The sequence below is a fragment of the Enterobacteriaceae endosymbiont of Plateumaris sericea genome (genome assembly GCF_012562605.1).
In the GTDB taxonomy this organism is placed as follows: domain Bacteria; phylum Pseudomonadota; class Gammaproteobacteria; order Enterobacterales; family Enterobacteriaceae.
The window spans coordinates 462783-480641 of sequence record NZ_CP046224.1; the positions used below are offsets into that span (position 1 = coordinate 462783).

The window sequence follows — 17859 nt, forward strand, 5'->3', positions numbered from 1 at the left end:
ATAATTATGTGGATTGGTATTATTAGTTTGTTTCCTGAAATGTTTAAATCAATTACTGATTATGGAATAATTAGTAAAAGTATAAAAAAAAAACTTTTAAAATTAAATTTTTGGAATCCTAGAGATTATACAAAAAATAAATATCATGATGTAGATTGTAATATTTATGGTGGAGGAAGTGGAGTTTTATTAAAAGCGGAACCGTTAATAAAATCTATTCATGATGCAAAATATAAAGCAAATGGTGATGCAAGATTAATTTATTTATCTCCTCAAGGGAAAAAAATTAATAAATCATATATAAAAAATTTATTAATTTATAAAAAATTAATATTAGTTTGCGGTAGATATAAAGGTATAGATGAACGAATAATAGATTCCTATATAGATGAAGAAATATCTATAGGAGATTATATTCTTAGTGGTGGAGAATTACCAGCTATGGTTTTAATTGATGTTTTAGCTAGATTAATTCCTGGGGTTTTAAATAAAAAATCTTCAAATGATACAGATTCTTTTTTTAATAATGGTTTGCTAGATTGTCCACATTATACTAGGCCAAAAATATTAAAAAACATGAAAAAAGTACCAAATATTTTATTTTCAGGAAATCATAAAAAAATAAAAGAATGGAGATTACAACAGTCTTTAGGTCGTACATGGTTAAAAAGACCTGATTTATTTAAGAAAAAAAAATTAACTAAAGAAGAAAAAATATTATTTGATAAATTTAAAAATAATTATTTTAAAGAAAAAATTTTTAAAAAATAATATAATATTAGGAAATATAATGAATATTATTAATTCTATAGAAAAAGAACAAATAAAAAATAGTACAATTTCTCTTTTATTTAGACCAGGAGATACATTAGAAATAAAAGTATGGGTTGTTGAAGGTTCTAAAAAAAGATTACAATCATTTGAAGGAATTGTAATTGCTATACGTAAAAGAGGATTAAATACTTCATTTACTGTAAGAAAAATATCTAACAATATTGGCATCGAACGTGTATTTCAAATATATTCAAAAATAATTGATTCTATAACTATAAAAAAACATGGATATGTTAAAAAAGCCAAATTATATTATTTACGTAAATTAACAGGAAAAGCAGCACGAATAAAAGAACGTTTAATATAAAAATATTCAATAAAATAATATTTTATAAAAAATTTATTAAATTAATAATTATTTATTAATATTTAAAATACGGTTTTCTAAGTTAGAAAATCGTATTATTTTTGATTTTATTGATTTAAATAATATTGAATTATTACTACTATAAATTGATATTTTTGATTTAGATCTTGTAATTGCAGTATAAATTAATTCTCTAGTTAATATTGATGAATATTTATTAGGTAATACTAAAGATATATTATTAAATTCTGAACCTTGAGATTTATGTACAGTGATTGCATATGATAAATCATATTTAGGTAAATTATTTATAAGAATATTATGATATTTTCCATTAGATAAATGAAATTTTACTTTTAATTCATTATCTAATTTATCTAAAAATGTAATTCCTACATCACCATTATATAAATTTAAAAAACTATTATTTTGAGTAATAATAATAGGACGTCCTATATACCAATTATTTTCTTTACAAGTATTATTTAAAATATTTTTTTTTAAAAATGCATTTTCTAATTGAGCATTAATTTCTTTTGTACCAAATAATCCATGTTTTATTGCACATAAAATTTGATATTTACTAAAAAAATTAAAAATATCATGAATATTATTTTTTTTATTTAAATAATTAAAATATTTTTTATATTCTAAAACAAATTGTAAAATCATTAATTTATATTTTTTTTCAGTATTAATGTTAATATATTTAACATCATTGAATTTATGATTCATAAATAATTCTTTAGTTTTTTTAGTATTACCTTCTTTTATTAATATAGCTAATTGACTTATACCTGAATTATATTCATAACGATAATTATGTTGTAATAAACTAATACAATTACGTAAAAAAAATCTTTGATTATTATTTTTTTTTTTAATATTATAATTAGTTGTATCATATAACCATTCTGAATATTTTTTAGTAAAATTAAATTTTTTAAAATTACAAAGATCTTTAAAAATATAACCCATTTCTATTGGAGGTAATTGATTATCATCACCTAATAAAATTAATTTACTATTAGTAGATAAAATATTTAATATAATTGACATTAAAGTTAAATCAATCATAGATGCTTCATCTATAATTAATAAATCAACAACTAATTTATTATTAATATTATATACAGTTTTTTTATTATACATATTAATTTTTAATAAATGATGAATAGTTGTTGCTTTATAAGGAATATTTTTTTTTTCCTCTTTAGTAATTAAAAAATTATTTTTTATAAAATATTGATTAATTGATTCTGTTAATCTATTAGCTGCTTTTCCTGTACTAGCAACTATTTTAATTTTTAATGGTATAGAATACATTTTTATAAAAAATATTATTAATTTTGCTATAATATGTGTTTTACCAGTACCAGGAGAACCTGTAATTATACTTATTTTATGAGTAAATGCAATTGCTACTGATATTTTTTGCCAAATATCACTTGAATCAAATAAAATATTTAATATTTTTTTTATATTATTTTGTTTAGGTAAAACATAATAATTATTTATTAAATTTTTAATAATTATATTTTCTGATTTCCATGTTCTATATAAATAAAGACAATTATTTTGTATAACTAATGGAGTAACTTTATCACCATTACTTATTATTGTATAATCTAATAATTTTTTTTTCATTTTTATAATATTATCAATAAATACTATTTCTTTTTTTGATAAAAAAATATTATTGTTTTTTAATATTTTTTTTATACTAAATCTAAATAATGGTAAACAAACATTACCTTTACTAATAAAGTAACTAAGATAAGCAACAATAAACATTAAATATGGTTCATTTTTAGATGTAAGTATATATGCAAATTGTACATCAATTAAACGAATAAAATTATTTTTATATAATTTTTTTAAAAAAGAATACATATTATTAATTTAGTTATATTTTAAAATTTTTAAAAAATTAGTTTATCTAATTTTTCAATTAATTTATAAGATGGTTTTATTTCCCAGATACCATTTGAATTATTTTTAAAATTATTAATCCCTCTTATATATAAATATAAAACACTTCCAAAATGTTCTTTATAATTATAATTTTTAATACGGAAACTAAGATATTTATGTAAAGCTAATGTATATATTTGATACTGTAAATCATATCTATTCAAACATATATTTTTTTCTATATATTTTTTAGTGTATTTAGCATAATCTTTTCCTAACCAATTAGATTTATAATCTATTAAATAATATTTATTATTCCATAAAAATACTAAATCGATAAAACCTTTTAATATTCCTTGAATATTATTATTTAATATTGGTAATTTTTTAGAAATATTATCATATTGACATATTATTTTATTAAATTCAATAATACATAATTTATTTTTTATTGTTAAATAAAACTCTAGTTCTGTTTTTTTATTTTTATTTTCTATTTTACTTAAAATAATATTATCCATTCCTAATGGATGATTCAATATATTTGTTAACCATTTTATTAAAAGAATATACCAAGAAGGATTAATTTCTTTATTACAAAATTCTTTTTTAATAAAAGAATATGATATTTTTTGAGTAAAATCTAATTTTTCAAAAATATTATGTAAAATAATTCCAATTTCTTTACCTGTTGGAAAAGTATGTGGTGTTTTTTTTATATATTTTTTTTTAGAATTTAAAAATTTATATTGATAAATATTATTATTTATATTTAAATTATTTTTAATTATAGAATAGCTTGTAATTAATAAAGTTTTATATTTATTAATTTTTAATTCATTAAAATATTTATTTTTATCTTCTTCTTTTATAGAACATATTGGATTATATTGTATTTGTTTTTTTTTAGTTAAAATTTTAATTTGAATATCTTGATTTATTAAAGAATATAAAGAATTTTTAAAATTATTATAACATACATTATTTTTATTATTTATCAAAAATTCTATAGCACTTTGATATGGTAAATATTTTTGATATTTTTTTTTATTATTTTTAATAATTCCTATACCAATACTACAATGAAAAATTGATCTAGTTAAAGATACATATAATAATCGTAAATTTTCTGATAATAATTCTTCTAATGCATGTTTAATGCTATCATCATCTTTTTTAAAATCTATAATTGTTTTTAATGTTTTTCTATCATGATAAATTATTCCTTCATTATTTATTAAATCTAAAAAATTAGAAGCAATAAAAGGTATCCATACTAATGGAAATTGTAATCCTTTAGCTTTATGGATAGTAATTATCCTAATCTGATTAGAATCATTTTCTAATCTTATTTGTTGATCAACTGATCTATTATTTGGAAATGTAATTTGTTTTAATAACCAAATAATTATTTGTTTTTTATCTTTAATTTTTATAAATTCTATTTCTATTAATTCTGCTATATGTAATATATTCTGTATTTTTTTTTTATGAGTATTATTTATTATATTTGTTTTAAATAAAATATTTTTTTTTAAAAAAATATTTTCTAACATTAATAAAATTCCATATTTATTCCATAAATTTCTATATTTAATAAATTGATTGATAATCTTTTCTAAAAAATATTTTTCTTTTTTATAATCAAAATTAGATAAATCTATATTAAATAAATTACTTGCTAAAATATTTTTTAACCGTTTTACTTGATGTGGTTCTAAAATAGATTGTAATAATAACACTAGTTCTTTTGCTTCTATTGTTTCAAAAACACTATTAGAATTAGATAAATAAATAGAAGGAATATTAAATTTTATAAATTCTTTTTGAATAATATTAGCTTCATATTTATTACGTACTAATACTACTATATCTGATATATTAATAATATTTTTGTGATTTTTATTTTTTTTAAAAAAAATTTTTTTTTGTTGTCCTAGTATAAGCCATTGACAAATTTCATAAGCACATTGATATGATATTTTTTGTTTATATAAATTTAAATTTGTTTCTTTAGGTAAAAACCAAAATGTAATTCCTGGTTGAATAATATTATTAATAATAAAATTATAATTTAATTTTTGTTTTACATATGATGTTGGATGAAAAATTATATTTTTAAAAAAAAAAGGATGTGTTTGATTAGAAAATATTTTATTAACACTATTAACCATAGTTTTAGATGATCTCCAATTATTCTTTAATGTATAACGATTTTTAATTTCAAGAGAAGCTTTAATATAAGTAAAAATATCAGCTCCTCTAAAAGAATAAATAGCTTGTTTAGGATCTCCAATTAATATTAATGTACAATTAGATTGATTTATATATATTTTTTTAAAAATGTCATATTGTTGTATGTCTGTGTCTTGAAATTCATCTATTAATGCAACAGGATATAATTTTCTTATATCTTGTGCTAAATTTTTATTAGTATCACAATTACTTAATGATTTATTTAATATTAATAATAAATCATTAAAGCTAATTTGTTCGTTTTTTTCTTTATTTTTTTTAACTAAAAATTTAATATATTTTATAGCTTTTATTATTATTAATATTTTTAAACTAATGATTTTATTTAAAAATATATCTATTTTTTTGAATAAAATATGTTTTGGAAAATTTTTTTTATTTATAGTTTTTGAGATTAAAACTTTTTGAGAAAATCGTTTTAATTGTTCTGGAATAAAATTATCTTCAACATTATTAATAACCCATTGATTTATATATTCTATCCAAAATTTAATAGATCTATTATTATAAATATGTTTATTAATATCAGATTTTATAATAACGTTAATTATATCATTATTATATTTTATCCATTCTTTTTTAAAAATTTTTATATATTTTATATTTTTATAAAATTGTTTTATTAAACTTATATTATTAAAATGATATTTTAATTTAGGTAATTTATTTTTTAATAAAAATGGTAATAATTTATTAATTAATTCACTAGGTGTTTTCCAATATTGTAATACTATTTGTGCAATATTTTTTGGTAAAGGATATAAATATTTTCTCCAAAAATTTACAGATGCATTATTTTGTAAATAAATTTCATTATTAATTAATTTTTTATTATTAACAAAACCATTAATTTCATAATTTTTAAGATTTAAAATTTTTTGACAAAATGAATGTATTGTTAAAATAGTTGCATTATGAAAGTTTAATTCTGCTTTTAATAAAATTAAATTTGCTTCTTGAAGATTTTTTATTTTTTTAAGAAATTTATTAATAATAGAATATGGACTAGTACCTTTTATACATGCTATACGTAATATATTAATACTATTTTTTATTCTTTTACATAAATCTTGTGTTGAAACATCAGTAAATGTAACTACTAATATTTCTTCTACTGATAATGGAATATTAGTTTCATTTTTTTTATATAAACCTAATAAAAAACGTAAGTAAATTATAATTATTGTAAAAGTTTTTCCAGTTCCAGCTGAAGCTTCTATTAAATATTCTTGATTCAAATCATCTGTAAAAGGATTAAATTCTTTAATTTTTATTATTTTTTTTATCATAATAATTACAAAATATTTTAATTCATATAAAGTATTATAGGTAAAATCCATTTTTCTATTAATTTTATAGTTTTTAACCAATTATTTTTATCAAAAAAATAATTTAATCTATTAAAATATAAATCATTACATTCTCCTGTTAAATTATTATTTAAATTCCAAAAATAAAAAAATCTTTTTTTTGCATTTTTTTGTATAAAAATATCGTAATTAATACACTTATTTTTTTTATCAAAACAATAATATAACCATTCCCAAGAACTTTTCATAGGTAACATAATTAGATTATTTAATCCATATATATATCCATTAAGATATTTTTTTAATAAAATTACTGCTATATTAGGATTAATATAAGAAAAACTATATTCAGTATTTTTAAATCCTACTAATTTTGAAATAAATTTTTCTCCATTTCTAATATTTACTGTACATAAAATTAAATGTTCTATCCAAAAAACTATAATAGATTTTATATCTATAATTTTAGGTTCATATTTTATAAAACCTTTAATATAACTTATAAGATTTATTTCTCCATATAATATTATTCCAGATACATTTATGTTAATATGTTTAATTATGTTATCATATTTATAATTTTTTAAATGATGAGTAAATAAATTATATATATTTTTTTCTTTATTATTCCATAATATTTTACCATAATTACCATATGGTAAAATTCCTTTATTTAAATATTGATAATAAATTAAATCAGTATTTGTATTAAAAATTAATGAATGTAATATTTTTTTATTAATTTTGTATTCTGTTAAATAATCAAGTGAAAAAGGTTCTATTTCTGAAAATTTTATTTTATTTAAATTATATAAATATATTCCTAATCGTTGATTAAAAAATCCTTTTAAAGGATTTTGCCAAAAATTTAAAATTTTTTTTAAAAAAATTTTTTTTATTTCTAATTTTTCAAAATTATCAATATTAATATTTTTTTTATTTAAAAAATCATCATGTTGAATATTAAATTTTATAAAAATATTATTTTTTTTATGTAAATGACATATATTATTAATAATACAATTAGTTATTTTATTTTTTTTAATATCATAATTATGAGAAATATATTCTAATAATTCAGTTATTAAAATAGAAGGATATTGTTTATTATAATTTAGATTTTTATTATTAATATAACTTAAATATAATTTTTCTTTAGAAGAAATTAATAATTCAAGAAAAAAATATTTTTCTTTATCTAAATCATTTTTATCATTTTTTTTAGGATATTTTTTTATTAAATTAAAAATTACTGGATATGAACGTTTAGGATAATATTTACTATTCATACCTATTACAAAACTAGCTTTAAAAGATATTCCATTTAATTGTCCAAAATTACAAAAATTAATTTTATTTAAAGAATAATTAAATTGCTTTTTTTTTTTTTCTAATAGAATTTGAAATTCTTCTATAATAATATTAATAGATATTTTTTGTTTAAAATTAGAATTTAAACCATTATCAATAAACATTATGATCTTTTTAAAAAAATATGTCATATATTTATTTAAATAAATTTTTGAATAAAAAAAATCTGAATACAATTTTATTAAAATTTTTTTCCAATTTTTTATTGTTTGTTTCTTATTTAATTTTTTTTTCCATTTATATAATATAAATAAAAAATAAGTAAATTTGCCTAATAATTCTCCTAATAAACCGAATGTTCCATTATATGGAATAATACCATTCCAATTTCCTGAATTATTATCTATAGCATAACCATATAACATACGATATAATCCAAATTTCCAAGTATATTGATCTTTAGGTAAAGAAATATTTTTAAAATTACTAAAGTCTAACCCATATTTAATTCCAATATCATTAATCCAATAACGTAAATAAATTAAATCTTCTTCACCATTAATAGAAAATTTTTTTGAAATATCATTATTATTTAATAAAAAAAATATTTCTTCTGGATTAAATTTTTTTTTTGATAGATTTAATAAAAAGAAAAAAGTATCAGGTATATTAAATACATCATATTTATCATTATTTAAATATATATTAAAAGGTATTTTTTTTTTATTAAAAATAGAATAAATAAAAGGTAAATATTTTTTTAAATTAGGAGAAATAACAATAATATCATGTAAAAAATATTTTTTACTATTTATTAACTTAATAATATTAATAGATAAAAATTCTATTTCTTGTTTAGCATCTGAAAAAATATTAATTTGTATAGAATTATCAATATTATTAATTTTTTTTTTCTTGTTTCTTGAAAAAAAATTTTCTTTTAATAATAAAATATCTTTTTGTATATTTTTTAATAAATTTTTAGATTTTATCATCATAAATGATTCTATTACTCTAGATTGTAAATTTATTAATTTATTTATATTATTTAATCCATACTTTCCCCAAGAAAATAATAATGAATTATTAAAATTATAATTTTTATTTAATTGAATATTATCCCAATAATGTATACAGGGATTATTTACTAAAATATGAATTTCTATATATTCTGTTACTTGTTCTAATAATTGGAAATATATTAAAGGAATATTTTGTGTATCTAGAATAAATATTCTTTCTGGTAAAATAGAATATTTAATTTTTTTTTTATTTTTAATATAATAATTATATAATTTACTAAAATACCATAATGGTTTATTTAATGTTATTTTATTATATATAATTAATTGTTTCCATAATTTAGCTTGCCAAATTTGATCTTGACTTTTTAGAGATATTATCTCATTATTTTCCCATAAAAATAACCATTCTGGACGATACTTTTGATATTCATCATATAAATTAGCAATTTGAATTGATAATTGAAATAAACATTTAATATTTTTTATATTATTTATATATTTATGAAAATGTTTAAATTCAGGTAAAATAATTAATTCTGGAATAATATTCATTAATTGCCAAATAATAATTTTTTTATTAAAAATATTTCCTTTTTTAATTTTTGGAATAATTTTTACAAATAAATTCCAAATAAATATTTCTGGCTTAATATAATTAATATTAGCATGTATTCCAAAAATTTTAGAAAAAAAAATTTTTAAATATGGAATAAATGTTGTATTAGGTAAAATTATAATTTCTGTTTTTAATGGATTTTGTAATGGATTTTTTAAAATATTATATTTAATTAAATTTAATAAAATATTTAAGTTATTAGAATGATATATTGTAAACATATTATAAATATTATTTATTTCATATAAATATATTAGTAATTTAAATACTATAATATTATATATAAAATATTTTTATATTAATTAAATTTTTTATATATAGCATAATATAACATGATTAATCCTATAAATACCATTGGAAAAGATAATATTTGACCCATAGTTATATAATTATAAAAAAAACCTAATTGTATGTCAGGTTCTCTAAAAAATTCTACAAAAATACGTAACATACCATAAAATAATAAAAACATACTAGTATTATAACCTAATAGTTTATTTTTAGAATAATTTATATTTAAAATAATAAATAATACTATTCCTTCTAAAAAAAATTCATAAATTTGTGATGGATGTCTAGGTAAATTACCATATTTTATAAATAAGTTTATAAAATTTTTATGATTTTGAATATAAATTAAATCTGATTGGGTTGAATTAGGAAATAACATCGCCCATGGAATACTAATAGTAACTCTTCCCCATAATTCACCATTAATAAAATTTCCTATTCTTCCCATACCTAATCCAAAAGGAATTAACGGAGTAATAAAATCTGTTAATTCTAAAAATTTTTTTTTATAAAAGATAGAATATGTAAAAATAACTAAAATAGCACCAATTAATCCTCCATGAAAAGACATACCTCCTTCTTTAAATTTAATCAATGATATAGGATTAATTAAAAAATATTTTAAATTATAAAATAATATATATCCTATTCTACCACCTAATAAAAGACCAATAAAAGATAAATAAAATAAATTTTCATTTTCTTTATTTGTCCAATTTGAACTATGATAAAATTTTAGTTTTGATATATTTATTATAAATAAAAAACTAATTACATACATTAAACTATACCAATAAATATCAATTTTACCTATTGTAATAGCAATTGGATTAATTTTTGGAAAAAATAAATATTTTATGTTCATTTTATTATAAAAAATAATATTATATACTATATATAATATTATTTTTTAATAGGTACAATATATTATATGAATATAAATAGAATTTTTTCTAATAATATTAATAGTGAAAAAATATTATTTTTAAGAGCATCATTAATAACAGGTCATTATTTAATAAATATTGCAAAATGGTTAAATTATAATATTCCAGTTAATTTAAATAAAGATAAAGGATGGATAGGTAAATTAATTGAATTATATTTATTAGGTATTAAACCAAAAAACACATTTAATCAAGATATACCTCAAATAGGCATAGAAATTAAAACTATTCCTATAGATGAACAAGGAAATATTATTAATGATACTTTTATATGTTCTTTTCCTTTAATAAATAAAAAAATTTTTATTTGGAATAAAAGTAAATTATATAATAAATTATCTAAAATTTTATGGATACCTATTATAACAAAAAATAAAAATACTCCTTTGGGAATGAGATTAATAGGTAAACCAATTATATGGAAACCTTCAAAAAAAGATTATAAAAACTTATATAATGATTGGGTTGGATTAATAACATTATTTATTTCTGGTAATATTGAAAATATAAATTATTATAATGGTACTATTTTAGTAGTAAAAACAAAATCTAAAAAAAATAAATTTATTAAAATTATAAATAAAGATAAAAATATTATTTTGACTACACCTAGAGCTTTTTATTTTAAAAAAAAATTTACAAAGTTATTATTTATGAATTCATAAATAATAATTTTAAAATTAAGTTTTATATATTAAAATAGTATTTTCAATAAATTAGTTTATTTTATTATATATAAATAATATTATTTCATATTTATTAATTATTTTTATGATAATATTTGTTATAAAAATATTAATAATATATGAAATAATTAAATTATTAATTTTTAAAATATTATTTTTTTAGGAATTATATTTTAAATTAAAATAATTATTAATCTATTTTAATTTAATATATTTCTAAATTAATTAATTCCTGTATTTTTTGATGACGACGAATTTCTCTTGGAATACCATTTTCTATTAATATTTCTGGTATTAAAGGTCTACTATTATAATAAGATGACATAGATGCTCCATAAGCACCTGTATCATGAAAAATTAAATAATCTCCAACATTAACATATGGTAATAAACAAAATGTTATTTCTCCTTTATCTGACTGTGTAAATATATCTCCTGCTTCACATAAAGGACCTGCAACTATAGCTTCTATTTTTGGTAAATATGACATATCTATACCTTTTGAAGAAATTACAGATATATAATGATAACTTCCATACATTGCAGGCCTCATAAAATCATTAAAACCAACATCAACTAAAATAAATCGTTTTTCTTTTATTTTTTTTATAGCACATATTTGGCAAATTAATATTCCTGATTCTGCTACTAAAAATCTACCAGGTTCAATTTCTAATTTTATTTTTTTTTGTAAATGATTATTAATAATATTACGTGTATTATTCCATAATTTAAAATAGTGTTTTGTATCAACACTTTTATCATATAATCTATAAGGAATAGATAAACCACCACCTGCAGATATTATCCTAATTTTAGGAAGATAAGGTTTTAATACATACTCAGTCATAGCATTACATACTTTTTTTAAATGAGAATAATTAACACCTGAACCTATATGTATATGTATTCCTATTAACTTTAAATTATATTGATTTATAATTTCAATTGACTTTTTTAAGTCTGTATGCCATATACCATGTTTACTATTTTCACCTCCAGTATTAGTTTTTTTACTATGTCCATGTCCAAATCCAGGATTGATACGTAACCAAATATTGTGATTTTTTTTAGATAATTTACCTAATTGATGTAACATATCTATTGAACCAACATTAACAGTAAGATTTAAATCTATAATACGTTTTAACGTGTTATATTCAAAAATATCTGCTGTAAAAATAATATCATCTTTATTTTTACTATTATAACCAGCTGCTAATGCTCTTTCTATTTCTCCTAAAGATACTGCATCTACTTTTACACCTTCTTTTCTCATTAATTTTAATATATTAATATTAGAACATGCTTTTTGAGCAAATCTAATTGTATCAAATTTTTTCAATTGTAAAATACGTTTTTTTATAGTTTCTGCACAATACAACCAAATTGGAGAATTATATTTTTTTATAATAGAAAATATAGTTTTTGTTAAAAAACTATTTTTATTATGATAAATATCAAATATTTGTGTCATAATTACTATAACCTATAATATTTTAGTAATTTTTAATAAAATTAGTAATTTTTTTAACTAAAATTTTTCATATATTTATATAAATATTTATAAATAATTTAATTAATAATATATTTTAAAAAAATATTATTCAATATATACAAAAATTTTTTATTATAATTATTAATTATAATAAAATAAATCATATAAAATTTAATTTTAATATATTATCTATAATACAATTTATATGCATAAAAAAATACTTCAACGAATAAAAATTCGTAATAAATATAAAAAATTAAGAAAAAATATTTCTATTATAAATAAAAATATATTAGATAATATTATTACTAATAAAATATTAAATTTTATTTCATTTAAAAAAAATCAAAATATAGGATTATTTATTTCTTCTTTAGGAGAAATAAATACAAATTTATTAATTAATAAATTATGGTTGCAAAATAAAATAGTTTATGTCCCTATTATAGATCCATTTTTTGAAGGAAAATTATTCTTTTCTAAATATACTTCTAATACAATCTTAAAATTTAATAAATTTAATATATTAGAACCTAATATACAAAAAGAATCTTTATTTTTAATAGATATATTAGATATAATAATAATTCCTATTGTATCATTTAATTCAGATCGTTATAGATTAGGTATGGGTGGTGGATATTATGATAGATTATTAATCAATAAATCAAATAATATTTTACCTATCGGTATAGCTTATGATTGTCAATTAAATAATGAATTTCCTATTTGTAATTGGGATATTTCATTACCAGTAATTATTACACAATCTAAAATATGGTTATAATTAAATTATAAAATATTAATATTTATTATGTTTAATTTAAATATTAAATTAAATATAATTTGATATAAAAATAATAATGCATTATTGTATTAATTACTTATAGTAATTAGTAGTTAAGATTATTAATATCTGTTATTTATAAAATTTTATAAAAATGAATTATATATAAAGTTCTTATTTATGAATAAATTTAACAATTTTTTTAATATATAAAATTTTAAAATAATAAATTAATTAAAAATTAGGGAAAAATAATGTTTCAAAAAGAAATTATTATTAATAATGTTCATGGTTTACATATTCGTCCAGCAGCATTATTTGTAAAAGAAGCTAAATCTTTTATTTCAGATATAACAATTACATCTAATGGAAAAACAGTTAATGCTAAAAGTTTATTTAAAATACAAACATTAGGAATGACTAAAGGAACTTCAATTATTTTGACAGCTTATGGAAAAGATGAAAAAGAAGCAATAGAACATTTAATAAAAATTATTAAAAAATTATAATATAAATAATGATAAATTATATTTATAATAATATTATTAACAAAATAAATATATAAATAATTTTATTAAATAATTAATTTTATATTTAAATAATATATTATTAAAATTAATAATATTTGATAAAAAATCATTAGATGATAATAGAGGTAAATTATGATTTCAGGAATTTTAGCTTCTCCTGGTATTGCTTTTGGTAAAGCATTTTTATTAAAAGTAGATAATATTATTATTAATCATAATAAAATTGTGAATAATCAAATAGAATTAGAAATTAAAAAATTTTTTGATGGACAAAAAAAATCAATAGAACAACTTAAATTAATTAAAAACACATCAATTAAAAAATTTAATAATGAAAAAGAATCTATATTTGAAGGACATATTATACTTTTACAAGATGAAGAAATGATTAAAGAAGTTATTTCATTAATAAAAAATAATTTTTTATCAGCTGATGCTGCTGTAAATTATGTAATAAAATCTCAAATACAATTATTAGAAAATCTTAAAGATGAATATTTAAAATCTAGAATAATTGATATTAAAGATATTGGTAGTCGTCTAATAAAAAATATTTTAGGTATCAATATTATTAATTTAAATGAAATAAAAGATAAAGTAATTTTAATTGCAAAAGATCTTACACCATCAGAAACAGCTCAATTAAATTTACAAAAAATTTTAGGATTTATTACAGATTTTGGTAGTCAAACTTCTCATACAGCAATAATAGCTCGTTCTTTAGAAATACCGGCTATTGTAGGTACAGGAAATATTACTAGTAAAGTAAAAACAAATGATTATCTAATATTAGATAGTATTAATAATAATATATATATAAATCCTACAAATCAAATAATCAATAAAATTAAATTAATATATAATAAATATATTATTGAAAAAAATAAATTAATAAAATTAAGTAATTTACCAGCTGTAACTAAAGATAATATTAAGATTAAAATATGTGCTAATATTAGTTCATTAAAAGATTTAAATAATGCAAAAAAAAATGGTGCTGAAGGTATTGGTTTATATCGTACAGAATTTTTATTTATGAATCGTAATTCTTTACCTTCAGAAGAAGAACAGTTTCATGCTTATAAAATAGTAGCAAAAAGTATGTATGGTAAATCTATTATTATTCGTACTATGGATATAGGAGGTGATAAAGATATTCCTTATATGAATTTACCTAAAGAAAATAATCCTTTTTTAGGATGGAGAGCTATTAGAATAACTATGGATCGTAAAGAAATATTACATACACAATTGAGAGCTATTTTACGAGCATCAGTATTTGGAAAATTATGTATTATGTTTCCAATGATTATTTCTATTGAAGAAGTTTATTTTTTAAAAGATGAATTAAATTTTTTAAAAAAACAACTTCAAAATGAAAAAAAGGATTTTAATAAAAATATTCCAGTAGGAATTATGGTAGAAACTCCTGCATCTGCTATTATTTCTAAATATTTAGCAAAAGAAATTGATTTTTTTAGTATAGGTACAAATGATTTAACTCAATATACATTAGCTGTAGATCGTGGTAATGATTTAATTTCTCATTTATATAAACCTATATCTCCATCTATTTTTTATTTAATTAAAAAAGTTATTGATGCATCACATTCAGAAGGAAAATGGACTGGTATGTGTGGTGAGTTAGCTAGTGATGAACGTGCTATTCCAATTTTATTGGGTATGGGTTTAGATGAATTCAGTATGAGTTCAACATTTATTCCTAAAATAAAAAATATTATTAGAAATATAGAAATGAATAAAGCAAAAATTTTAGCAGATAATATCTTATTACAACCTACTATTAAAGATATTAATAATCTTATATATGAATTTAATAAATAATATTAATATATTTTATATAAATAAAATTTTTTAGGAGATAAAAAATGAATTTTTTTTCTGATATTTTTCAAAAAATAAAAAAAAAAATAATTAAAGAAACTACTACTATTAAAGTTTTAGCACCTATTTCTGGAGAAATAGTTGATATAACTACTGTTCCAGATTCTGTGTTTTCCGATAAAATTATAGGTGATGGGATTGCAATTAATCCTACAGGTAGTTTTCTTGTATCTCCAATAGATGGAAGAATTGGAAAAATTTTTGATACTAATCATGCTTTTTCTATTATATCAAATAATGAAATAGAATTATTTGTACATTTTGGTATTGATACAATTAATTTAAAAGGAAAAGGATTTAAACGTATATTTAATTTAAAAGAAACAAATATAATTAAAAAAGGAGACATAATTATTGAATTAGATTTGGATTATTTAATAAAAACAGCAAAATCAATACTAACTCCTGTTGTAATTTCTAATATTGAAGATATTAAAGAAATAAAAAAATATTCTGGTAAAGTTATTGCGGGTATTGATCCAGTACTTAAAATAACTAAATAATAATATATATAAATTTTATTTTTTAAAATATTAAATATATTTTAGTATTGATTTAAAAATTTAATAGATAATTAAATAATTATTTAATATTAATAAAAATTTTTTATAGGAGTAAAATATAGATAATTAATTTTAATAATTAAAATCTAATTTTTTAATAGTTAAATTTTAATTTTAAACAATCATATTATATATTAATTATATAACTAATTTTATAAATTTTATTTTTTATAAAAAATTTTAAAATATAATCTATATTAAAGAAATTATATAGATAAAACTATCAAAATTTTATTTTGTATTGGTATATTATACGTTATAAAAAATATAAGTAACATATATTTTAAAATATTAATTTTGTTAATTTTTAATATATAAATATTTTATTTTAATCATTTAATTTAAATTTATTAAATATTAGCATTATGATAAATTTCTTGTATATCATTATTTAATTTTAATAAATTTAAAAAATTTAATAATTTATTTTTTGTTAATATATCAATGTTTTTTTTAATTACAGGAATCATAGTAAATTTAAATTTAACTGGTTTAATTAAGATTTTTTTTATTTCTAATAATATAATTTTATATTTTTCTTCATTAAAAATAACATCAATTATTTCATTATTAAAAATAATATCTTCAGCTTGTAATTTTTCAGCAATATCCATAATATTATCTAAATTATTTTTATGAAAAAATGATATTTTAAATTTTTTTTTAAACATATAAGAAACAGTACCACTATTTCCTAGACGATATCCTATTTTATTAAAAGTATTTCTTATTACAGAAACAGTTCTATTTTTATTGTTTGTAGTACAATTGATCATTAATGCAATATTTCCAGGACCATAACCTTCATAAGAAATATTTGTTATATTAACTTGTGATATTTTTTTTTTATTTAATTTCCTAAATAATATTTTTTCCATTGTAGATCTATTCATATTATATGATAAACCTTTTTCTATAACTAAACGTAATTTAGGATTATATTGTGGATCAATTGTTCCACCTAACTTACTAGCAGTATTTAATTCTCTAGCAATTTTAGTAAAAATTTTATCTTTTTTTATATCTTGTGATGCTTTACGATAACGCATATTAGACCATTTACTATGTCCAGCCATAAA

The 17859-nt window shown here is 17.1% G+C and carries 13 protein-coding genes; 7 read left to right on the forward strand and 6 right to left on the reverse strand.

The genetic code is table 11. The annotated features are described in order from the left end of the window. Window positions 1-6 precede the first annotated feature (6 nt). Window positions 7-771 (forward strand): tRNA (guanosine(37)-N1)-methyltransferase TrmD, encoded by a 765-nt coding sequence (gene trmD / locus GJT84_RS02240; protein WP_168867301.1) that lies wholly within the window; start codon window positions 7-9, stop codon window positions 769-771. Window positions 772-790: 19 nt separating this feature from the next. Continuing rightward, window positions 791-1141 carry a 50S ribosomal protein L19 gene (rplS, locus tag GJT84_RS02245; protein WP_168867302.1) on the forward strand — a complete coding sequence of 117 codons (351 nt, stop codon included), beginning with the start codon at window positions 791-793 and terminating at the stop codon, window positions 1139-1141. 48 nt (window positions 1142-1189) lie between these two features. On the opposite strand, the gene recD is transcribed toward rplS, so the two are convergent. From recD to lgt, 4 genes are all read right to left on the reverse strand, one after another. After that, window positions 1190-3034: an exodeoxyribonuclease V subunit alpha gene (recD, locus tag GJT84_RS02250; protein WP_168867303.1), complete on the reverse strand. Its 1845-nt coding sequence runs from the start codon at window positions 3032-3034 to the stop codon at window positions 1190-1192. A gap of 29 nt (window positions 3035-3063) precedes the next feature. After that, window positions 3064-6651, reverse strand: coding sequence for an exodeoxyribonuclease V subunit beta (gene recB, locus GJT84_RS02255; RefSeq protein ID WP_211080597.1), 3588 nt, complete (start codon window positions 6649-6651; stop codon window positions 3064-3066). Further along, the gene (locus tag GJT84_RS02260; RefSeq protein ID WP_168867305.1) at window positions 6618-9794 is read right to left on the reverse strand and encodes an exodeoxyribonuclease V subunit gamma; all 3177 of its coding nucleotides are present in this window, start codon (window positions 9792-9794) and stop codon (window positions 6618-6620) included. The genes recB and GJT84_RS02260 overlap by 34 nt, the downstream gene beginning before the upstream one ends. A gap of 77 nt (window positions 9795-9871) precedes the next feature. Then, window positions 9872-10729, reverse strand: a complete 858-nt coding sequence (lgt, locus tag GJT84_RS02265) for a prolipoprotein diacylglyceryl transferase (RefSeq protein ID WP_168867306.1) — start codon at window positions 10727-10729, stop codon at window positions 9872-9874. A gap of 66 nt (window positions 10730-10795) precedes the next feature. On the opposite strand from lgt, the gene GJT84_RS02270 reads away from it, so the two are divergent. After that, the gene (locus GJT84_RS02270) at window positions 10796-11476 is read left to right on the forward strand and encodes a MutH/Sau3AI family endonuclease (protein ID WP_168867307.1); all 681 of its coding nucleotides are present in this window, start codon (window positions 10796-10798) and stop codon (window positions 11474-11476) included. Between the two features lie 226 nt (window positions 11477-11702). Here the strand turns inward: GJT84_RS02270 and lysA are convergent, their stop codons facing one another. Beyond that, window positions 11703-12974, reverse strand: coding sequence for a diaminopimelate decarboxylase (gene lysA / locus GJT84_RS02275; protein WP_168867308.1), 1272 nt, complete (start codon window positions 12972-12974; stop codon window positions 11703-11705). 226 nt (window positions 12975-13200) lie between these two features. On the opposite strand from lysA, the gene GJT84_RS02280 reads away from it, so the two are divergent. The 4 genes from GJT84_RS02280 to crr all read left to right on the forward strand — a co-directional run bounded on the left by GJT84_RS02280 (window position 13201) and on the right by crr (window position 16720). Beyond that, on the forward strand, window positions 13201-13782 hold the full coding sequence (locus GJT84_RS02280) for a 5-formyltetrahydrofolate cyclo-ligase (protein WP_168867309.1): 582 nt from the start codon (window positions 13201-13203) through the stop codon (window positions 13780-13782). A 254-nt stretch (window positions 13783-14036) separates the two neighbouring features. Continuing rightward, a complete protein-coding gene (locus GJT84_RS02285) occupies window positions 14037-14291 on the forward strand; it encodes an HPr family phosphocarrier protein (RefSeq protein WP_168867310.1) in 255 nt (84 codons plus the stop codon). Between the two features lie 153 nt (window positions 14292-14444). After that, window positions 14445-16157 (forward strand): phosphoenolpyruvate-protein phosphotransferase PtsI, encoded by a 1713-nt coding sequence (gene ptsI, locus GJT84_RS02290; protein WP_168867311.1) that lies wholly within the window; start codon window positions 14445-14447, stop codon window positions 16155-16157. A 44-nt stretch (window positions 16158-16201) separates the two neighbouring features. Continuing rightward, on the forward strand, window positions 16202-16720 hold the full coding sequence (gene crr / locus GJT84_RS02295) for a PTS glucose transporter subunit IIA (protein ID WP_168867312.1): 519 nt from the start codon (window positions 16202-16204) through the stop codon (window positions 16718-16720). 410 nt (window positions 16721-17130) lie between these two features. Here crr and GJT84_RS02300 read toward each other — a convergent pair whose 3' ends face one another. Further along, window positions 17131-17856, reverse strand: a complete 726-nt coding sequence (locus tag GJT84_RS02300; protein WP_211080598.1) for a YebC/PmpR family DNA-binding transcriptional regulator — start codon at window positions 17854-17856, stop codon at window positions 17131-17133. Between the last annotated feature and the right edge of the window lie 3 nt (window positions 17857-17859).